General features: G+C 72.4%; 12 protein-coding genes. 4 read left to right on the forward strand and 8 right to left on the reverse strand.

The features are described from left to right. Nucleotides 1–78 precede the first annotated feature (78 nt). From EBN88_RS10845 to EBN88_RS10865, 5 genes are all read right to left on the reverse strand, one after another. Nucleotides 79–2,379 carry a beta-xylosidase/alpha-l-arabinosidase gene (locus EBN88_RS10845; protein ID WP_122183613.1) on the reverse strand — a complete coding sequence of 767 codons (2,301 nt, stop codon included), beginning with the start codon at nt 2,377–2,379 and terminating at the stop codon, nt 79–81. A gap of 50 nt (nt 2,380–2,429) precedes the next feature. Then, entirely contained in the window at nt 2,430–3,329 is a 900-nt protein-coding gene (locus EBN88_RS10850; RefSeq protein ID WP_122183614.1) for a carbohydrate ABC transporter permease, read from the reverse strand. Continuing rightward, the gene (locus tag EBN88_RS10855; protein ID WP_122183615.1) at nt 3,326–4,228 is read right to left on the reverse strand and encodes a carbohydrate ABC transporter permease; all 903 of its coding nucleotides are present in this window, start codon (nt 4,226–4,228) and stop codon (nt 3,326–3,328) included. Before EBN88_RS10855 ends, EBN88_RS10850 begins: the two co-directional genes overlap by 4 nt. A 10-nt stretch (nt 4,229–4,238) precedes the next feature. Next, nucleotides 4,239–5,543 carry an extracellular solute-binding protein gene (locus tag EBN88_RS10860; RefSeq protein ID WP_199742314.1) on the reverse strand — a complete coding sequence of 435 codons (1,305 nt, stop codon included), beginning with the start codon at nt 5,541–5,543 and terminating at the stop codon, nt 4,239–4,241. Between the two features lie 168 nt (nt 5,544–5,711). Beyond that, the gene (locus tag EBN88_RS10865) at nt 5,712–6,728 is read right to left on the reverse strand and encodes a LacI family DNA-binding transcriptional regulator (protein ID WP_122183616.1); all 1,017 of its coding nucleotides are present in this window, start codon (nt 6,726–6,728) and stop codon (nt 5,712–5,714) included. A gap of 134 nt (nt 6,729–6,862) precedes the next feature. Between EBN88_RS10865 and EBN88_RS10870 the strand changes: the two genes are divergently transcribed. Both EBN88_RS10870 and EBN88_RS10875 read left to right on the forward strand, forming a co-directional pair. Then, complete coding sequence (locus EBN88_RS10870; RefSeq protein ID WP_122183617.1) at nt 6,863–7,969, forward strand: endo-1,4-beta-xylanase; 1,107 nt, start codon at nt 6,863–6,865, stop codon at nt 7,967–7,969. Nucleotides 7,970–8,849: 880 nt separating this feature from the next. Beyond that, on the forward strand, nt 8,850–9,176 hold the full coding sequence (locus EBN88_RS10875) for a hypothetical protein (RefSeq protein ID WP_147472698.1): 327 nt from the start codon (nt 8,850–8,852) through the stop codon (nt 9,174–9,176). An 829-nt stretch (nt 9,177–10,005) separates the two neighbouring features. Here EBN88_RS10875 and EBN88_RS10880 read toward each other — a convergent pair. Both EBN88_RS10880 and EBN88_RS10885 read right to left on the reverse strand, forming a co-directional pair. After that, entirely contained in the window at nt 10,006–11,319 is a 1,314-nt protein-coding gene (locus EBN88_RS10880) for a DUF6236 family protein (RefSeq protein ID WP_147472699.1), read from the reverse strand. 79 nt (nt 11,320–11,398) lie between these two features. Then, the gene (locus EBN88_RS10885; protein ID WP_122183620.1) at nt 11,399–12,652 is read right to left on the reverse strand and encodes a Gfo/Idh/MocA family protein; all 1,254 of its coding nucleotides are present in this window, start codon (nt 12,650–12,652) and stop codon (nt 11,399–11,401) included. Between the two features lie 452 nt (nt 12,653–13,104). Between EBN88_RS10885 and EBN88_RS10890 the strand changes: the two genes are divergently transcribed. After that, entirely contained in the window at nt 13,105–14,700 is a 1,596-nt protein-coding gene (locus EBN88_RS10890; protein ID WP_122183621.1) for a PQQ-dependent sugar dehydrogenase, read from the forward strand. A 110-nt stretch (nt 14,701–14,810) separates the two neighbouring features. Here EBN88_RS10890 and EBN88_RS10895 read toward each other — a convergent pair whose 3' ends face one another. Beyond that, the gene (locus EBN88_RS10895; RefSeq protein ID WP_122183622.1) at nt 14,811–15,029 is read right to left on the reverse strand and encodes a DUF397 domain-containing protein; all 219 of its coding nucleotides are present in this window, start codon (nt 15,027–15,029) and stop codon (nt 14,811–14,813) included. A gap of 571 nt (nt 15,030–15,600) precedes the next feature. Between EBN88_RS10895 and EBN88_RS10900 the strand changes: the two genes are divergently transcribed. Further along, a partial coding sequence (locus tag EBN88_RS10900) for a tetratricopeptide repeat protein (RefSeq protein ID WP_147472700.1) occupies nt 15,601–16,534 on the forward strand: 934 nt, incomplete at its 3' end.

Raw genomic sequence — 16,534 nt, forward strand, 5'->3', positions numbered from 1 at the left:
CCCGGTGGCGTGCGAGCGTTCGTCACTCCTCGTGACCTCCGGGGCGGGTGGGCCCCCGGGGACGCCCGTCGGGCCGGCTCACGGCCCGGCGCCCTCCACCGGCTCGACCGTGACCGGGCAGCTCATCCTGCGGTCGTGGCCGAGCCGGCGTTCGGGGCCGGTGAGGGTCAGCGGCAGGGCGTGCCGCAGGTCCCCGACGGAGGCGCCGAGCCGCAGCTCCAGCGCGCCCGGCTCCACGATCCGCCGCCCGGGCGCCACGGTGTAGCCGGCGAGGTCGGCGGGGAAGGTGAGCCCGACCCGCGCCGACGAGCCGGCCGCCAGCGGGACTCTGGCGTAGCCGACCAGCCGGTTGACGGGCCGGGCGGTCCTGGCCACCGGGTCGTGGAGGTAGAGCTGCACCACCTCGGTGCCCTCACGTTCCCCGGTGTTGGTGACGGTCACCGAGACGGTCACCTCGCCCTCGGTGGTCGCGGTCTCGGCCGAGAGCGCGGCGTCGCTCCAGGCGAACGTGGTGTAGCCGAGGCCGTGGCCGAACGGGAAGAGCGGCGTCGGGTCGATGTTGCTGGCCTCGCCGGCCTGGCCGAGCGGCGGCGCGAGGTAACTCCACGGCTGGCCGCCGGTGTTCCTCGGCACCCCGACTGGCAGCCGCCCGGCCGGATTGAGCCGCCCGGACAGCACGCCGGCGACGGCGCCCGCGCCCTCCTCGCCGGGGAAGAACGCCTGCACGGCGCCGGCGAGCCGGTCCGCCCAGCGGCCCAGCGCATAGGGCCGGCCGGTCAGCGACACCAGCACCACGGGCACCCCGGTGGCGAGCAGCTCGTCGAGGAACGCGCCCTGCTCGTCGGGGAGTTCGAGATCGGCGGCGTCGCAGCCCTCGCCCGATGTGCCGCGCCCGAAGAGGCCGGAGCGGTCCCCGACGACGGCGACGCAGACGTCGGCGCCGGCCGCGTCCTCGGGCGTCGCGGCGCGGGTGACGCGGGCGTTCGGCAGCTCGGCGGCCAGCGCCTCGTAGAGCGTGGGCACCTCGACGCCCAGCGGCAGCTCCGGGTGGCTGACGCCGACGTGGCGGGGGAAGGTGTAGCAGCCCAGCAGTGGTGCCACGTCGTCGGCCAGCGGCCCGGCGACCGCGATCCGCGCCGCGCCGGGCAGCGGCAGCGCCCCGTCGCGGTTGGCGAGCAACACCACCGACTCCTCGGCGAGTTGGCGGGCGACGGCGCGCATCGCCGGCGGGTCGAGGTCCACCCGCCCGCCGTCGCTGAGGGCGGCCGGCTCGGGGCTGTACTCGGCGTCGAGCAGGCCGAGTTCGGCCTTCTGGGCCAGCACGCGCAGCACCGAGCGGTCCACCAGCTCCTCGGGGACCTCGCCGGAGCGCACCCGTTCCGCCAGCGGCGGGCCGTAGCAGCGTTGCGCGGGCAGCTCCACGTCCACACCGGCGGCCAGGGCGACGGCCGCCGCCTCGCCTGGCGAGCCGGCGACGCCGTGGTTGACCTCAAGGAAGGAGATCCCGAAGTAGTCGGAGACCACCGTGCCGGTGAACCCCCAGTCCTCGCGCAGGAGTCGGATCAGCAGGTCGCCGTCGGCGGTCGCCGGCACCCCGTCCACATCGTTGTAGGCGGCCATCACGGAACGGGCCCCGCCCTCGCGCAACGCCATCTCGAACGGCGGCAGCAGCACGTCCGACAGCTCGCGCGGCCCCAGCGAGACCGGGGCATGGTTGCGGGCGGCCTGGGAGGCGGAGTAGCCGACGAAGTGCTTGAGGGTGGCCACGATCCCGGCCGACTCCAGGCCCCGCACATAGGCGGTGGCCACCGTCGCCACCAGGTACGGGTCCTCCCCGATGGTCTCCTCGGTGCGGCCCCAGCGCGGGTCGCGGGTGACGTCGAGCACCGGGGACAGCCCCTGGTGGATGCCGACCGAACGCATCGAGTCGCCGATCAACCGGGCGGCCCGCTCGACCAGTTCGGGGTGGAAGGTGGCGCCCCAGGCCAGCGGCGTGGGGAAGATCGTCGCCTGCCAGGCGGTGAACCCGGTCAGGCACTCCTCGTGCGCCAGCGCCGGTATCCCGAACCGCCCGGCGGCCACGATCCGCCGCTGGTCCTCGGCCAGCAGCTTGGCCTTCTCGGTCGGGTCGACCGGCAGCGTGCCGAACGGGCGGGTCAGCTGGCCCAGGCCGTTGGGCAGCAGCTCCGACAGGTCGGGCTGGCCGTTGTTGATCTGGTGCTGGAGCGGCGCGACCTCGGCGTCGTCCTCGCCGCCGACGTCGGAGCCGGGCCAGATGCTGACCAGCTGGGCCAGTTTCTCCTCCAGCGTCAGCTCGGCCAGCAGCGCCTCGGCCCGGGCGAGCGGGGTGCGGGTGGCGTCCTGCCAGGGCTGGTCCATGGAACTCCTCGTCTCGGTGTCCGGGGTGGGGCGTGCCCCCGGCGTCGCGCTCATTTGCCGCCCACCCCCATCAGTCCGTTGATCAGCTGGCGGCGCGCGAACAGGTAGGCGGTGAAGATCGGCACGATGGAGAGCACCACGGCGGCCAGCAGCGCCGGGATGTCCACCCGGAACTCGCCCACGAAGTCGTAGAGTCCGAGCGTCAGCACCCGGGTCTCGCGGGACTGGGTGAGGATCAGCGGGAAGAGGAAGCCGTTCCACGCGCTCAACGCCGAGAAGACCCCCGCCGTGGAGATGCCGGCCCGGGACATGGGGATGACCAGCTGGAAGAGGACCCGCACGGACCTGGCGCCGTCCAGCGCCATCGACTCGTACAGCTCCTCCGAGATGTCCCGCATGGTGCCCACCAGGATCAGCACGCTCACCGGCAGGGAGAACGCGGCGGTGGGCAGGATGATCGCCAACAGCGTGTCGTAGAGCGACAGTTCGGTGATGATCAGGTAGATCGGGATGATCACGGCCTGGGAGGGGATCGCCAGGCCCAGCAGGAAGAGTTGGAACGCCCGCTGGCTCAGCCGCGACCTGGTGCGCACGATGCTGTAGCTGACGGTCACCGCCAGCGTGAGCACCAGCGCGGTGCAGGAGGCCGTGACGATCAGGGTGTTGAGCAGATAGCGGGGGAAGTCGCCCTCCAGCACCTGCCGGTAGCTGTCGAACGAGATCGAGTCGGGCAGCGACAGCGGCCCGTTGTCCAGGTACTCCTGGCGGCTCTGGAGCGTGGAGGCCACCAGGATGTACAGCGGCACGATCACGATGACCAGCCAGACGAACGCCCCGATCCCGGCCGGGTAGTTGGCCTTCGGCAGCCGGAACGGGCGCCGGCCGCGCACGGGCGGCGCGGGCGGGGTGTCCCTGGCCAGCTCGGGGCGGAGATCCGTTTCGGTGCTCACATGCCCTCCCGGGTGCTGCGCATCCTGTTGAACCCGGTCAGCCGCACCAGCAGCAGCGAGGTGCCGGTGGCGACGATCACGAGGGCGGCGGCCACGGCGCTGGCGTAGCCCAGGTCGAACGCGCGGAAGCCGGTCTCGTACATCAGGTAGGGAACGATCGCGGTGGCGTCGCCCGGGCCGCCGCGCGTGAGGATCAGCACGACGTCGAAGTAGGTCAGCGCGCCCACCACCATGAGCACCGTGGAGGTGACGATGGTGTTCCTCAGCTGCGGCAGCGTGACATGGAAGAACTGCCGCACGGTGCCGGCCCCGTCGATGGACGCCGCGTCGTAGAGCGACTGCGGGATCTGCCGGGCGCCGCCCTGGTAGATCAGCATGTGGAACGGGGCGAACTGCCAGCCGGAGACGAAGAGGATCGCCGCGAACGCGCCGGTGCTTGAGCCCAGCAGGTCGGCGTTGTCCAGGTCGAACCAGTCGGCGATGTCGGCGGCCAGGCCCAGGTTGGGGTCGAAGATGGTGCGCCACAGCAGGGCGAGCGCGACCGAGGAGGCCAACAGCGGCAGGAAGAAGATGGCCGAGAGCACCGCCCGGTTGCGCTGCCGGCCCGCCGCCCAGACGCCGAGCAGCAGCACGACGGGCGTCTGCGTCAGCCAGCTCAGCGCGGTCAGCAGCAGGCTCAGCCAGATGGCGTTGCGCATCCCGTCGTCGTTCCAGAGCCGGGACCAGTTGTCCAGCCCGGTCCAGCTCGGGTCGCTCAGGCCGTCCCAGTCGGTGAAGGACAGATAGCCGACGATCCCCATCGGGGCGGCGGCGAACAGAAAGAAGAAGAGCACGGCCGGAAGCGCCCAGGCGATGCCTGGGCGCCCGGCGCGCGGGGAGCGAATCGTCTCGCGCTTCACGGATGTGGTCCTAGAGGTTCAGCATCGCTTCGACGAACTGCTCGGCGCTGAGCTGGCCGCTGAACAGCTTCTCGATGTTGTCGATCATCGGCGTCGACTGGTCGGCGGGCAGCGCCTGGTCCCAGGAGAGGGTGAAGCTGGGCGCGTTCCGCACCATCTCGTACTGGAAGCGGGCGTACTCGGGCGTGGGCGCCTCGTCCAGCAGGCTCTCGGCGTTGGCCGTGGTGGGGATGTCGCCGTTGGCGATCAGCGCGCTCGCGTAGTCCTCGGAGGCGTGCAGCTTGAGGAACTCGACGGCGGCGTCCAGCTTCTCGCCCTCGACGTTGGCGTTGACCGACCAGTAGTTGGTGGGGTTGCCGACCAGCGCGGCCGGGTCGCCGGTGCCGCCCTCGATGGCGGGGAAGGTGGCCCAGGCCAGGTCGCTCTCGGCGAACTCCGGCTGGTTGGAGAGCTGGTTGGCGAACTCCCAGCTGCCCATGAGGTGCATCGCGGCCTCGCCCTGGGCGAAGAACGTCGAGGCGCCGTCGGTGGTGTAGCTCACGGAGCGGAAGTTGTTGCCGAAGGCGCCGGCCTCGACCAGGTCGACGGCGTTCTGCGCGGCGGCGAGGACGGCGGGCTCGCCCCAGGCGGAGGAGTCGCCGTTCCTGATCCGGTCGAAGATCTCCGCGCCGCCCTGGCGGTCCAACAGGTACTCCAGCCACATCAGTTCGGTCCACGGGTCGGCGCCGGCCAGCACCGCCGGGGTGATGTCCCGTTCCACGAACGTGTCCACCAGCGAGAACAGGTCGTCGAGCGAGGCGGGCGGCTCGACCCCGGCCTCGTCGAAGAGGGTCTGGTTGTAGAAGAGGATCACCGGCTGCACGCCGCGCATCGGGACGCCGTAGTGGCGGCCGTCGATGGCGCCGGCGTCCAGGATCGACGGGATGAACGCGTCGCCGAACTCCGGGTCGTCGGCGAGGGTGTCGGTGAGGTCGATCAGCATGTCCTCCTCGACGAAGTCGGCGATGCTGCCGCCGCCCCAGTTGAAGAAGATGTCCGGCGCGTTCGGCGAGCCCATCGCGGTGCGCATCCGGTCCTGGTAGTTCTCGCCGGGTATCTGCGTGAGGTTGACCTGGATGTCGGAGGTCTCGTTGAACCGCTCGACGAAGTCCTCCTGGATCGTGGTGGAGCCGTCCTGGTAGACCCAGACCTCCAGACGGTCCGAGCTGCCGCCGGGGCCGTCGCTGCCGCAGGCCGCGAGCGTGGTCGCGGCGACCGCGCAGGCGGCCGACACCGCCAGGACCCGAAGTCGTGGTCTCAGGTTGGGGCTTCGCATCGCACACCTTCCGGAAAATCGCCGATAATTATCGGTGGATGGCGATGCAAGTTACGGGGGCGATGCCGTCCCGTCAACGGTGCGGACGAACTTTCCGCCGGATTCGGTCAATCGCCGCCGGAACGAGACCAACGGAAGCCCTCGGGCGCGCGGGCGCGCGCCCGCGCGTCAGCGCGCGGGCGGGGGAGCGGTGGAGGACCGCACCACCAACTCGGTCGCCAGCTCCAGGCGCGGCGTGTCGATCTCCTCGCCCCGCGCCTGCCGCAGCACCGTGCGCGCCGCGACCTTGCCCATCTCGGCCAGCGGCTGGCGAACCGTGGTCAACGGCGGCGCGGACCACCGCATTTCCGGAAGATCGTCGAAACCCACGACGCTCACCTCCTGCGGAACGCGCAGCCCGCGCCGCCGCAGCGCCTCCATCGCGCCCATCGCCATCTGGTCGCTCGCGGCGAAGAGCGCCGTCGGCGGGTCCGCCAGCTCCATCAGCCGCTCGCAGCCGGTGAACCCGGCCTCGTGGTAGAAGTCGCCCGGCACCGTCAGCTCCTCGTCCACCGGCAGCCCCGCGCCCTCAAGCGCCGCGCGGTAGCCGTCCAACCGGGCGCGGCTGCACAGCAGTCGGGGCGGCCCGGCGATGAAGCCGATCCGCCGGTGGCCCAGCGACAGCAGGTGCTCGGTGGCGGCCAGCCCGCCGGCCCAGTTGGTGGCGCCGACGGTCGGCGCGTCCAACGGCGGGGCGCCGGCCGGGTCCACGACCACGATCGGCACCCCGAGCCGGTGCAGCTCCTTGTGTAGCAGCGGCTCCAGCACGCTGGTCACCATGATCACGCCGTCCGAGGCGCGCGCCCGCAGGTTGGTCATCCACTGCCGTGCCGCGCCCGCCCGGTCGTGGATCGCGGAGACCACGGTGCCGACGCCCGAGGCGTGCGCGACCTCCTCGACGCCCCGGATGATCTCCACGGCCCAGGGGCTGTCGAGGTCGTTGAAGACGAGGTCGACGAGCGCGGCCCGGTCGCCGGGCGCGTGGGTGCGCCGTCGGTAGCCGTACTGGCGCAGCAGCTCCTCGACCCGGGCCCGGGTCTCGGGGGCCACGTCGGAACGCCCGTTGACCACGCGCGATACCGTGGGCACCGAGACCCCGGCCTCCCGGGCGATGGCCGTGATGGTGACCTTGCGTTCCGCTGCCATGGGGTACCTCTTCGTTGGTTCTGGTGCTCCGGAAGTTTTTCAACATTATTCCGGAAGGGTTGACGCTCCCCCAAGTGCCCCTTAGAAACGGAGCCGTCAGCCTGCGGGGGCATGACAACGAAAGGGGCATCGCTATGTCTCCCCTGGTGCGCAGAGCCGCGATCGCCGTTACCGCCGGAGCCTTGCTCTCCGGGGTGGCGTTCGTCAACGCACAGGCCCAGGAAACCACGGGCGCCGCTCCGGCGGCCGAGGCCGAGGTCGTTCCCGACACCGGGACCCAGGCCGCGACGCTGAGGGAAGCCGCCTCGGCGACCGGCCGTTTCATGGGCACCGCCATCGCGGACGGCCGCCTCAACGACCCCACCTACACCAACATCGCCTCGACGGAGTTCTCCAGCGTCACCGCCGAGAACGTCATGAAGTGGGAGTCCATCCAGCCCAACCGCGACCAGTACAACTTCGCCGGCGCCGACCGGCTGATGGACTTCGCCGCCGCCAACGGCCAGCAGGTCTGGGGCCACACCCTGGTCTGGCACAGCCAGCTGCCGGGCTGGGTGTCCAACGGCGGCTTCGGCGCGGAGGAGCTGGACGCGATCGTCCAGGACCACATCGGCACCGTCGTCGGCGAGTACGCCGGCGAGATCGCCTACTGGGACGTGGTCAACGAGGCGTTCAACGAGGACGGTTCGCTGCGGCAGTCCGTCTTCCTCAACACGCTCGGCGAGGGGTACATCGCCGACGCGTTCCGCTACGCGGACGCCGCCGACCCCTCCGCCAAGCTGTGCATCAACGACTACAACACCGAGCACACCAACGCCAAGAGCGACGCCATGTACCAGCTGGTCTCCGGCCTGCTCGCCCAGGGCGTGCCGATCGACTGCGTCGGGTTCCAGATGCACCTCATCCTGGACCAGTACTCGGCCTCGGACATCCAGTCCAACCTCCAGCGCTTCGCCGACCTCGGCCTCGAGGTCGTCGTCACGGAGCTGGACGTGCGGATGGACGTCCCGGCCGACCAGGCCAAGCTCGACCGGCAGGCCACCCAGTACGCCGACGTGGTCGGCGCCTGCGTGGCGGTGGACGGCTGCACCGGCGTGACCATCTGGGGCTTCGGCGACGCGGACTCCTGGGTCCCCGACACGTTCCCCGGCCAGGGCGCGGCCCTGCCGTGGGACGACAACTACCAGCCCAAGCCGGCCTACAACGGCATCCTGGAGGGCTTCGGGGCGACGGCCGACTAGCACCGGGCGCCCGCCCGCACCCCGACCCCGTGACCCCGGCGGCATCCCCCATGTGCCGTCGGGGTCACGGGCGTTCAGCCCAGGCGGGAGGGCGGGCGGCCGACGGTGGCCGTCGCGTCGCTTTGCCGGAACGGGCCTCGGGGTGCGGGTGGTGGGTGGGTGCGGGTGGTGGGGTGGTGCGGGTTTCGTCTGCGGGCCGGTGGCTGGTGCGGGTCAGCCCGACTGGTCGTGGGTGAACAACGAAACTGTGCGGTGTGGTTGGGGCTGTGGCGCGGGCTACGACGCGCGGCTTACATGGCGGGTGGGTCGGCCGGGTGCGGGCGTAACGAATGGCTGGGAGAGGCTGGCTGGGAAGGGGGGCGCGGCTTCCGGGAGGTGGGGTTTGTTGTCGAACGGGGGTCAGCTCTGGCGGCCGTGCCTTCTGGGCGCGGGGACTGCGGCGTTCTTTGGGGGTCGGTTGGCCGGTGGGGGCGTGCGTAGCGCGCACCGGCTTCGCCGGCCTGCCTCGGCACATGGCCCGTCTCGGAGTGTGGCCGAGCGTCGGGCGTCTCGCGGGGACGGTAACGGTCCTGTGGTGAGCGGACGGTCATGGTGGCTTCGGTCAACGACCACGCTGCCGCGCGAACATCGCCTGCCGTCGCGGTAGTCCGCACGCCGTCGACTCCCGAAGGCGGGCGTGCCGGGGGTGGGGGGACCTTTTTTCTAGGTGCCCGTCTGGAAGTGAACAGATCGTTCAACGGCCTTGCCCGGGCTTCGTCACTCCCAGAGCACACGCCCATGGTGGTGCTATCTCCTGCTGGAGGGGGTGTCCCTGCGGACCTGCGAGGTTCGACAGGGGGGCGCGCTGCCCCTACTCTGCCTGGACATGACAGTCCAACGCGTGCTATCCGTCCTGGAGCGGCTCCGCGACACCGGGCTGCGGGAGTCCGTCCTCGCGCCCCGCGTCGGGCCGCCGACCGTGGACGAACTCCGGGACCTCACCGACTTCTCCGGCCCCGCCCCGCTCGCCGTCCGGGTCGCCCGACGCACCGCCGTCGGCCTTGGCGCGGGGGTGCTGCTCTCCGGAACGGTCATCCTCACCGGCGCCGAGGCCCAGGCTCCGGAGGCCCCGCCAACGCTCCCACCGGGCGCGACCGTAACGGGCACGGTCCCGAACTCCCCGAGCACGCCAGGCGGAACGTTCTTCACCGTGATGCCTGCCGACTAGTGGCCCCGCCCCGGTTCGTTGAACGATCTGTTCACTTCCAAACGGGCACCTACAGAAAGAGACCCCACCCCCCGGCGCGCCCGCCTTCGGGAGTCGACGGCGCGCGGACTACCGCGACGGCAGGCGATGTTCGCGCGGCAGCGTGGTCGTTGACCGAAGCCACCATGACCGTCCGCCCACCACCGGACCGCCACCGGCCCCTCGATAAGTCCGACGATCGGTCACGTCCGAGACGGGCGACATGCCGGGGCAGGCCGGCGAAGCCGGTGCGCGCTACGCACGCCCCCACCGGCCGGTCGTCCCTCAAAGAACCCGGCAGTCCCCGCGCCCGGAGGGCACGGTCGCCATCACCCACCGCCCCCGGCGGCAACGAACCCAGCTCCCGGAAGCCGCGCCCCCCCTTCCCAGCCAGCCCATCACAGCCATGCGTTACGCCCGCACCCGGCCGACCCACCCGCCATGTAAGCCGCGCGTCGTAGCCCGCGCCACAGCCCCAACCCCCCACCCACAACACTCGTCAACGAACCAAACGACCAGTCGGGCTGACCCGCACCGGCCACCGGCCCGCAGACGAAACCGGCACGCACCCACCACCCGCACCCACCAACCACCCGGTGGGGTCCGGTCGACGGCCCTGACAGTCGCCGTCGACCGAACCCCGGGGCCGGTCCGCCGTTCGGCGTGTGCCGCGCGGTGGTGACCGGCCCCTGGGGGTTCCCCGCACGACCCGAGGGGTCGCCCCTCACCCCCGGACCAAGCCAACCAGCCAGCGGCGGCCGACACTTGGCGCTGCGCGCCAGGCATGGGGCGCTCCGCGCCAATCTCCCGGTCAGCGCCGCCGCCGGCGGCGGCCGGGGGCCGTGCGGCGCACGGCGGAACGGACCCGGGCGACGACCTCGGAGGGGCCGAGTTCGCCGCGCAGGCTCAGCAGATAGCCCGTGGGGTGCCCGGCGAGGGCCTGCCTGCGCTGGTCGAGCGCGCTGTTGGCCGCCCCGACGAGGCAGCCGGCCGCCACCCCGGCGCCGGTGACGACGGACGGCACGTGCGCGACCTCGGCCAGCACCCCGAGGGCCGCCGGCGGCGCGAGCGTCTGGAGCGTCAACACGGCCCGCGCCGGCTGGAGGCCGAGCCGGCCGATCTCGTTCTCCATCCGCTCGATCGGCCCCGTGATCTCGCGTTCCACCCGGTTCCGCAGCTTGGCGGCCCGCACCTCCGGGTCGGGCAGTGCGCTGATCTCGACGAGATCGGGGGCCAGTTCGTCGAGGAACGCGCGGTACTCCAACAGCTCGGGCAGCAGCCGCCGCCTGGCCTCGATGATCCGCTCCACCGGCACCTCGGCCAGGTCCCTGGGAAGCACGGTCCGCAGGGCGAGCAGCGCGAACACCTGGCCCGGGTCGGGGTGTTCCTCCGCCTCCGCCTCGGCGTCCTCCTCCGGGAGGAGCACCCTCGCCAGGGTCTCGACCGTCCAGCCCGAGGTGACGGCACACATCAACGGCTGGTCGGTGAGCGGGGTCAACGCGTTCTCCCGGGCGACCACGTCCGCGAGCACCGCCAGATAGACGCGGCCCAGGGCGCGGTGCATCGCCAGGTCGCTCACGTCGAGCACGCGGCCGTCCGAGGCCCGGCGCCACCGGTAGCTCCGGGCGAACAGCAGCCCAGCGTCCGCGAGTCGGCGGGCCAGCCGGTAGGACATCTTCGCCGGGTGCACCTTCGCCAACCGGGGGTCCAGCGGCTGGAGTTCGTCATACACCTCGCCCCGTGCCGGCTGGTGCCGCACCGGGGCCAGCGCCTCGATCCCGTAGCGGGGGAGCAGTGCGTCCCGGTGCCGGTCGAGGAAGTCGTAGAACAGCGCGTCGACCTGGTCGCCGGTGCCCGTCATCCGGTGCTCGAAGAGGACGGGGTCGACGCGGCGCAGCACGTCCTCGTCCACCCAGGGTTCCCGGCGCCCGGCGCCCCAGCCGGGGCGCACGTCCACGATGAAGTCGGCCTCCTCGCGCAGCCGTCGCACGGTGTCGGACTCGCGCAGGCCGTAGTAGCCACGGGGGCGGATGCGGCCGAGCTGCGGCCAGTGCAGCGCGGCCGCCTTCACCCAGGCGTCGTCGGGGAGGTTGACTTCGGGAAAGTAGAGGGCGGTGTCGCTCACGGGCATCACCCTGCCGCGTCGACACCGCCCGGGGAAGGGCCCGAGGCGCCGCCGCCGGGCCGGAGGCCGCGCCCGCCGGCTAACCGTCGCTCGGCGGGTCGCCGAGGTCGGGGACGCGGAGCCGTTCCCCGCCGCGCAGCGCGGAGGCGTGGGCGACGACGCCCGGCAGGGTGTAACGGGCGGCGACCCACGCGTTGACCGTGGGCAGCGTGCCCGTGTTGACGGCGGTGACGAAGTCGTCGACCAGGAAGTGGTGGCTGCCCTCGTGCCCGTTGGGCACGTGCGCGAACTCCTTCGGCAGCCGCGAGCGGTCGTGCACCGGCGCGGTGCCGGAGACGAAGGCGTCGCGGAGCGCCGGGTCGACGTGCGCCAGCGACGGGTCGTCGGCGGCCAACGTCGGCGCGGGGCGCAGCAGTTCGCTGATGTCCGTCACGCCCTCCTTGTCCTGCCAGACGCTGAACGTGGCCAGCTGCTCGAAGCTGCCCTCGGTGCCGAAGAAGCGGAACCTGGACTCCCTGATGTGCGAGGGGTAGCCCACCCGGCGGAACTCGTTGATCCGGAACGAGCCTCCGCCGGCGACCTCGAAGAGCGCGGTGGCGTTGGAGAGGTCGTTGTCGAACTGGCTGACCTCGCGGTCGAAGACGCCGTCGCCGCGCTCGTCGCGGACCCCGATCGCGGAGACGCTCACCGCGTGCGTTCCCCATGCGCCGAGCACCCCGCCGACGGAGTGGGTCGGGTAGAGCAGCGGCGGATAGCTGGCGGTGGCCTTCCAGCTGTCGCCGCCGCTGTACTGGTAGGCGGCGTAGAAGCCGAGGTCCATGTCGTGGACGTAGTCGCCCTCGGCGTAGAAGAGGCGGCCGAAGGCGTTCTCGGCGACGCGGTTCCTGGCGTAGACGGTGGCCGGGTTGTAGTGGCTGGTCTCGCCCATCATGTAGGTCAGGCCGGTCTCCCTGACCGCCTCGACGATGGCGCGTATCTCCTCCTCGGAGACGGCCATCGGCACCGCCGAGTAGACGTGCTTGCCGGCGCGCAGCGCGGCCACGGCCAGCGGCCCGTGGGTCCAGCGCTGGGTGAACAGGGCGACGGCGTCGATCCGTTCGTCGGCCAGCATCGCCTCGAACGAGGGCACGGTGCCGGCCAGGCCCTGCTCGGCGACGAGGGCCTCGGCCCGTTCGGGCAGCAGGTCGGTGGCGTAGACGGGGCCGACGCCGGGGTGGAGGTGGAACAGCTTGCTGAACGCGCCGGCGAACTGGCCGGCGCCGACGATGCCGACGGAGAAGCCGCCCGGGCGGGCCGGGGGCGTCGAGGGTGCCGAGGGCTGGGGGAGGGGCATGTGCGGGTTCCTCACTGGGCTCCGGGAAGAGGGCGGCGGCGCCGGCGAACTCCCCCAGGAACCATCGCGGACAAACGCTTTCCAACAGGACACGACCCTAGGCAGGTTGCCGGCCGGCGGTCAAAGGGTTGGCGTCGATCACCTTGGGTGAACGGTCGCAGCACCCGCCGTGGGGCTCGTTCCCGCCCCGGGTGCCGGGCCGTGGGCGCGCTCCCACAATGGACATCGTTTACTATCCGGAACTCGCCTGCGCGCCCTGGCATCCCGGTGGGGGAGCGGATAGCGTCGCGCAAGTCGCCATCCCCGTACGGATCTTCCACGGATCTTCGCCAGAGCCGGTCTCAACTCCCCAGGTACTGACTTTGGTTGATCGCTCAGCGTCATCGCCCAGAGTTGCCGAGCCGGCCGAGGCGCAGCTCCGCGTCCACCCCCCTCACGCCGTTGGAGCCGCTATGCCACGACGCCGATGGACCGGGCCCCTGCTGCTCGCCGTCTCCCTGACCGTGCTCACCCCGATCGCCGTCACCGCCACCGCCTCCGCCTCCGACGAGGGCGCGCCCCCGGCCGCCGAGGCCGCCGACGCCGCCCGCTCCGCCGGGGCGGCGGCCGGGGACGTCGAGGCCGCCGCCGTTCCGCTGGAGAACCTGACCGCCGACACCACCCAGGTCGCCGCCGGGCTGCGCCGCCCGACGGCGCTGGTCGCGCCGGACGACGGCAGCGGCCGGCTGTTCATCACCGAGAAGCCGGGCACCGTCCGCGCCTACCACCCGGACTCCGGCCTGGAGACGACCCCGCTGCTGGACATCGTCGACGAGGTGGACTCCAGCGCCAACGAGCGGGGCCTGCTGGGCATCGCGGCGCCGCCGGACTTCGCCGACAGCCAGGAGCTGTACCTCGCGTACACCGCCGCCGAGGACGGCGCGGTGACGCTCGCCCGCTACGGGCTGAAAGACGACAGCCTGGAGGTGCTGCTCAGCCAGGAGCACCCCGAGTACGACAACCACAACGGTGGCCAGCTCGCGTTCGGGCCCGACGGCTACCTCTATCTGTCGATCGGCGACGGCGGCGGCTCGGGCGACCCGTTCGACACCGGGCAGCGGGTCGACACCCTGCTCGGCAAGATCCTCCGCGTGGACATCGACTCCGCCTGCGGTGACCTCAACTACTGCGTGCCGGAGGACAATCCGTTCGTCGGCGTCGAGGGCGCGCGCGAGGAGATCTGGGCCTTCGGGCTGCGCAACCCGTGGAAGTTCTCCTTCGACCCGGCCGACGGCTCGCTGTGGATCGGCGACGTCGGGCAGGGCGTGATGGAGGAGGTCAACCACCTGCCGGCCGGCGAGGGCGGCGCCAACTTCGGCTGGTCCTGCCGCGAGGGCGACGACGAGTTCGACCCCGCGCAGTGCGACCCGAACGCCGAGCTGACCGAGCCGATCTTCACCTACCCGCTGACCGGCGGCAACTGCGCCGTGATCGGCGGACAGGTCTACCGGGGCCAGGAGTTCGCCGACCTGGCCGGCGGCACCTATGTGGCCGTCGACTACTGCTCCTCGCGGGTCTTCGGCATCCGGCCCGACGGCAACGGCGGCTACGACACCGCCGAGATCGGCAACGTCGGCCAGAACAGCACCCAGATCACCGCCATCGGCACCACGGTGGAGGGCGAGTTCTACGCCGTCAACGACCTGCCGGGCGGCCTGCACCGGATCACCTTCGAGGAGACCGCGCCGGCCAGCACCTGCCAGGTCGCCGTCACGACCGAGTCCTGGAGCAACGGCTACAACGCGGAGATCACCCTGACCAACACCGGCGAGGAGCCGGTCGAGGGCTGGGAGTTGGCGTTCACCCTCGCCGAGGGCCAGCGGTTCGTCTCCGGCTGGGGCGGGGTCTTCACCGTCACCGGCGACACGGTGGTGGCCCGCGACGACCAGCACAACGCGACCATCGGGGCCGGCGAGAGCCTGACCCTCGGCCTGGTCGCCCGCCACGGCGGCGACGCCACGGCGCCGACGGCGTTCACCCTCAACGAGGGCGCGTGCGTGCTGAGTTGACGTCCCACCAGTGACACGAGGACGCCCGCCGGCCCGAAGGCCGGCGGGCGTCCGGCGTTGTGGGGGGGCTGGTGTGGGTGGGGGCCGGGGTTTCCGCGCGGGGGTGTCCGTCAGGAGGGCAGTTCCCCCCGCCGCACGGCCGCGACGAACGACGCCCAGCCGGCCAACGGGAAGTCGAGGGCCGGCACGTCGGACTGCTTGCTGTCCCGGACCGGAACAACGCCGGCCGACGCGAAGGTCCGTGAGAACTCCACGCACTCGCCCCCCGTGCCCTGGCTGTACGACGACTTGACCCACTCGGCAGCGGCGAAACGGCCGTGAGTACTCACGACTGCGGCTCCTTGGAGAGCGAAGTGATCAGGGCTAGCGATGCGTCCAGGGGCAAGGCGTTGGCCCGCAGGCGATCATAGTTATCCCGGCCCCAGGCAACGGTCCGCGCCGAGTCGTAGAGCCTGCCTCCACGGGGATCGTCGGACGTACAACACGCTGGGCCCGTTGTGGAACATGAGCACGGTGTAGGGCATCAGACAGGGCGCTGCCGCGCCCCCCTTCCCAGCCAGCCCTCCTCAGTCATTCGTTACGCCCGCACCCGGCCGGTCGTCCGCCATGGAGAAGCCGCACGTCGTGGTCCGCGCCCGAGCCTCAACCCCCACCCACACCACTCGTCAACGAACCAAACGTCGGGCTGCCCCGCACCGGCCACCGGCCCGCACCTACCACCCGCACCACCCCAACCCCGCACCGTTCACCCCTCACCCCTCACCCCGCGGATTGGGCGGCGTCCTGGCCGGGGAGAAGCCGCGCGAGAGCGCCCGGGCGGCGAGGGGAGATCGGGTGGCAACAACGCGCCACCACGGGTGTCTTCCCGAATCTGGCGAAGCGGGGAGGTGACCGCCGGTGGTGGGGCCGCCGCGAGACCCGGCGGGGAGCGACACCGGTCGGGACCTCGCAAGGGCGGTCCGGGAGACGTCGCGACGGCTGGTCGTGCTGGACAACGCGCCGGGCGGAACTCCGATCGCGGGCCCGGCCGTTGGGGCGTTCCTCGCGGTCCGCCGGCGGCTGGTCACCGCCGGCGCCGGCGGTCGCGTCGGGCGGGAGGTGTGGGCGGCGGCCGCCGAGTTGGCGGAGATCGCCGGGTGGGCGCTCTTCGACGCGGCGCGCTTCCGCGCGGCCCAGCGGTTCAACCGGGAGGCGCTGCGCCTCGCCCGCCTCGCGGGGGACGCCTCGATGGAACTCCTGGTCCTCCAGAACACCGGGCTGGTCGCGGGCTGGAGCGGCCGGGGCCGGGACGAACTGGCCATCGCCGAGGCGGCGTTGGCGCGGCGGCGGCTCACGCCCCGCGTGGCGAGCATGTTCCGGGCCCGGCAGGCGCAGGGCCTCGCGGTGGCCGGGGCCGAGTGGGAGGTCGCGAAGGCGTTCCGCCGGGCGCACGACCTGCTCGGCGAGAGCGAGCCGGCCCACACCCCCGCCTGGGCCTGGTGGGTCACCCACGCCGAGATCGATCGGCAGCACGGGCGGGTGCTGCACGACGCCGGACGCTGGGCCGAGGCGATCCCCGTGCTGCGCGGGGCCCTGGGGGACGGCCCGGAGAACGAGGTCGGCTACCGGGGCGTGGTCACCGTCCGCCTGCTCGACTGCTACCTCCGGGTGGGCGCCTGGGCCGAGGCGGAGCAGACCGCCGGCGAACTGCTCGTCGCCGCCCCGGAGATGACCTCCGCCGTCATCCGGCGGCTGCTGCGCGACGCCGCAGCGCACGGCGGCCGGCGCCCCGGCGTTCCGGGCGACCTGCGCGACGCGCTGCGGGCGCTCCGGGCCACGGCGTCGCCGCCGGCCG

This window comes from Streptomyces triticirhizae (assembly GCF_003696235.1).
GTDB classification, from domain to species: domain Bacteria; phylum Actinomycetota; class Actinomycetes; order Streptomycetales; family Streptomycetaceae; genus Streptomyces; species Streptomyces triticirhizae.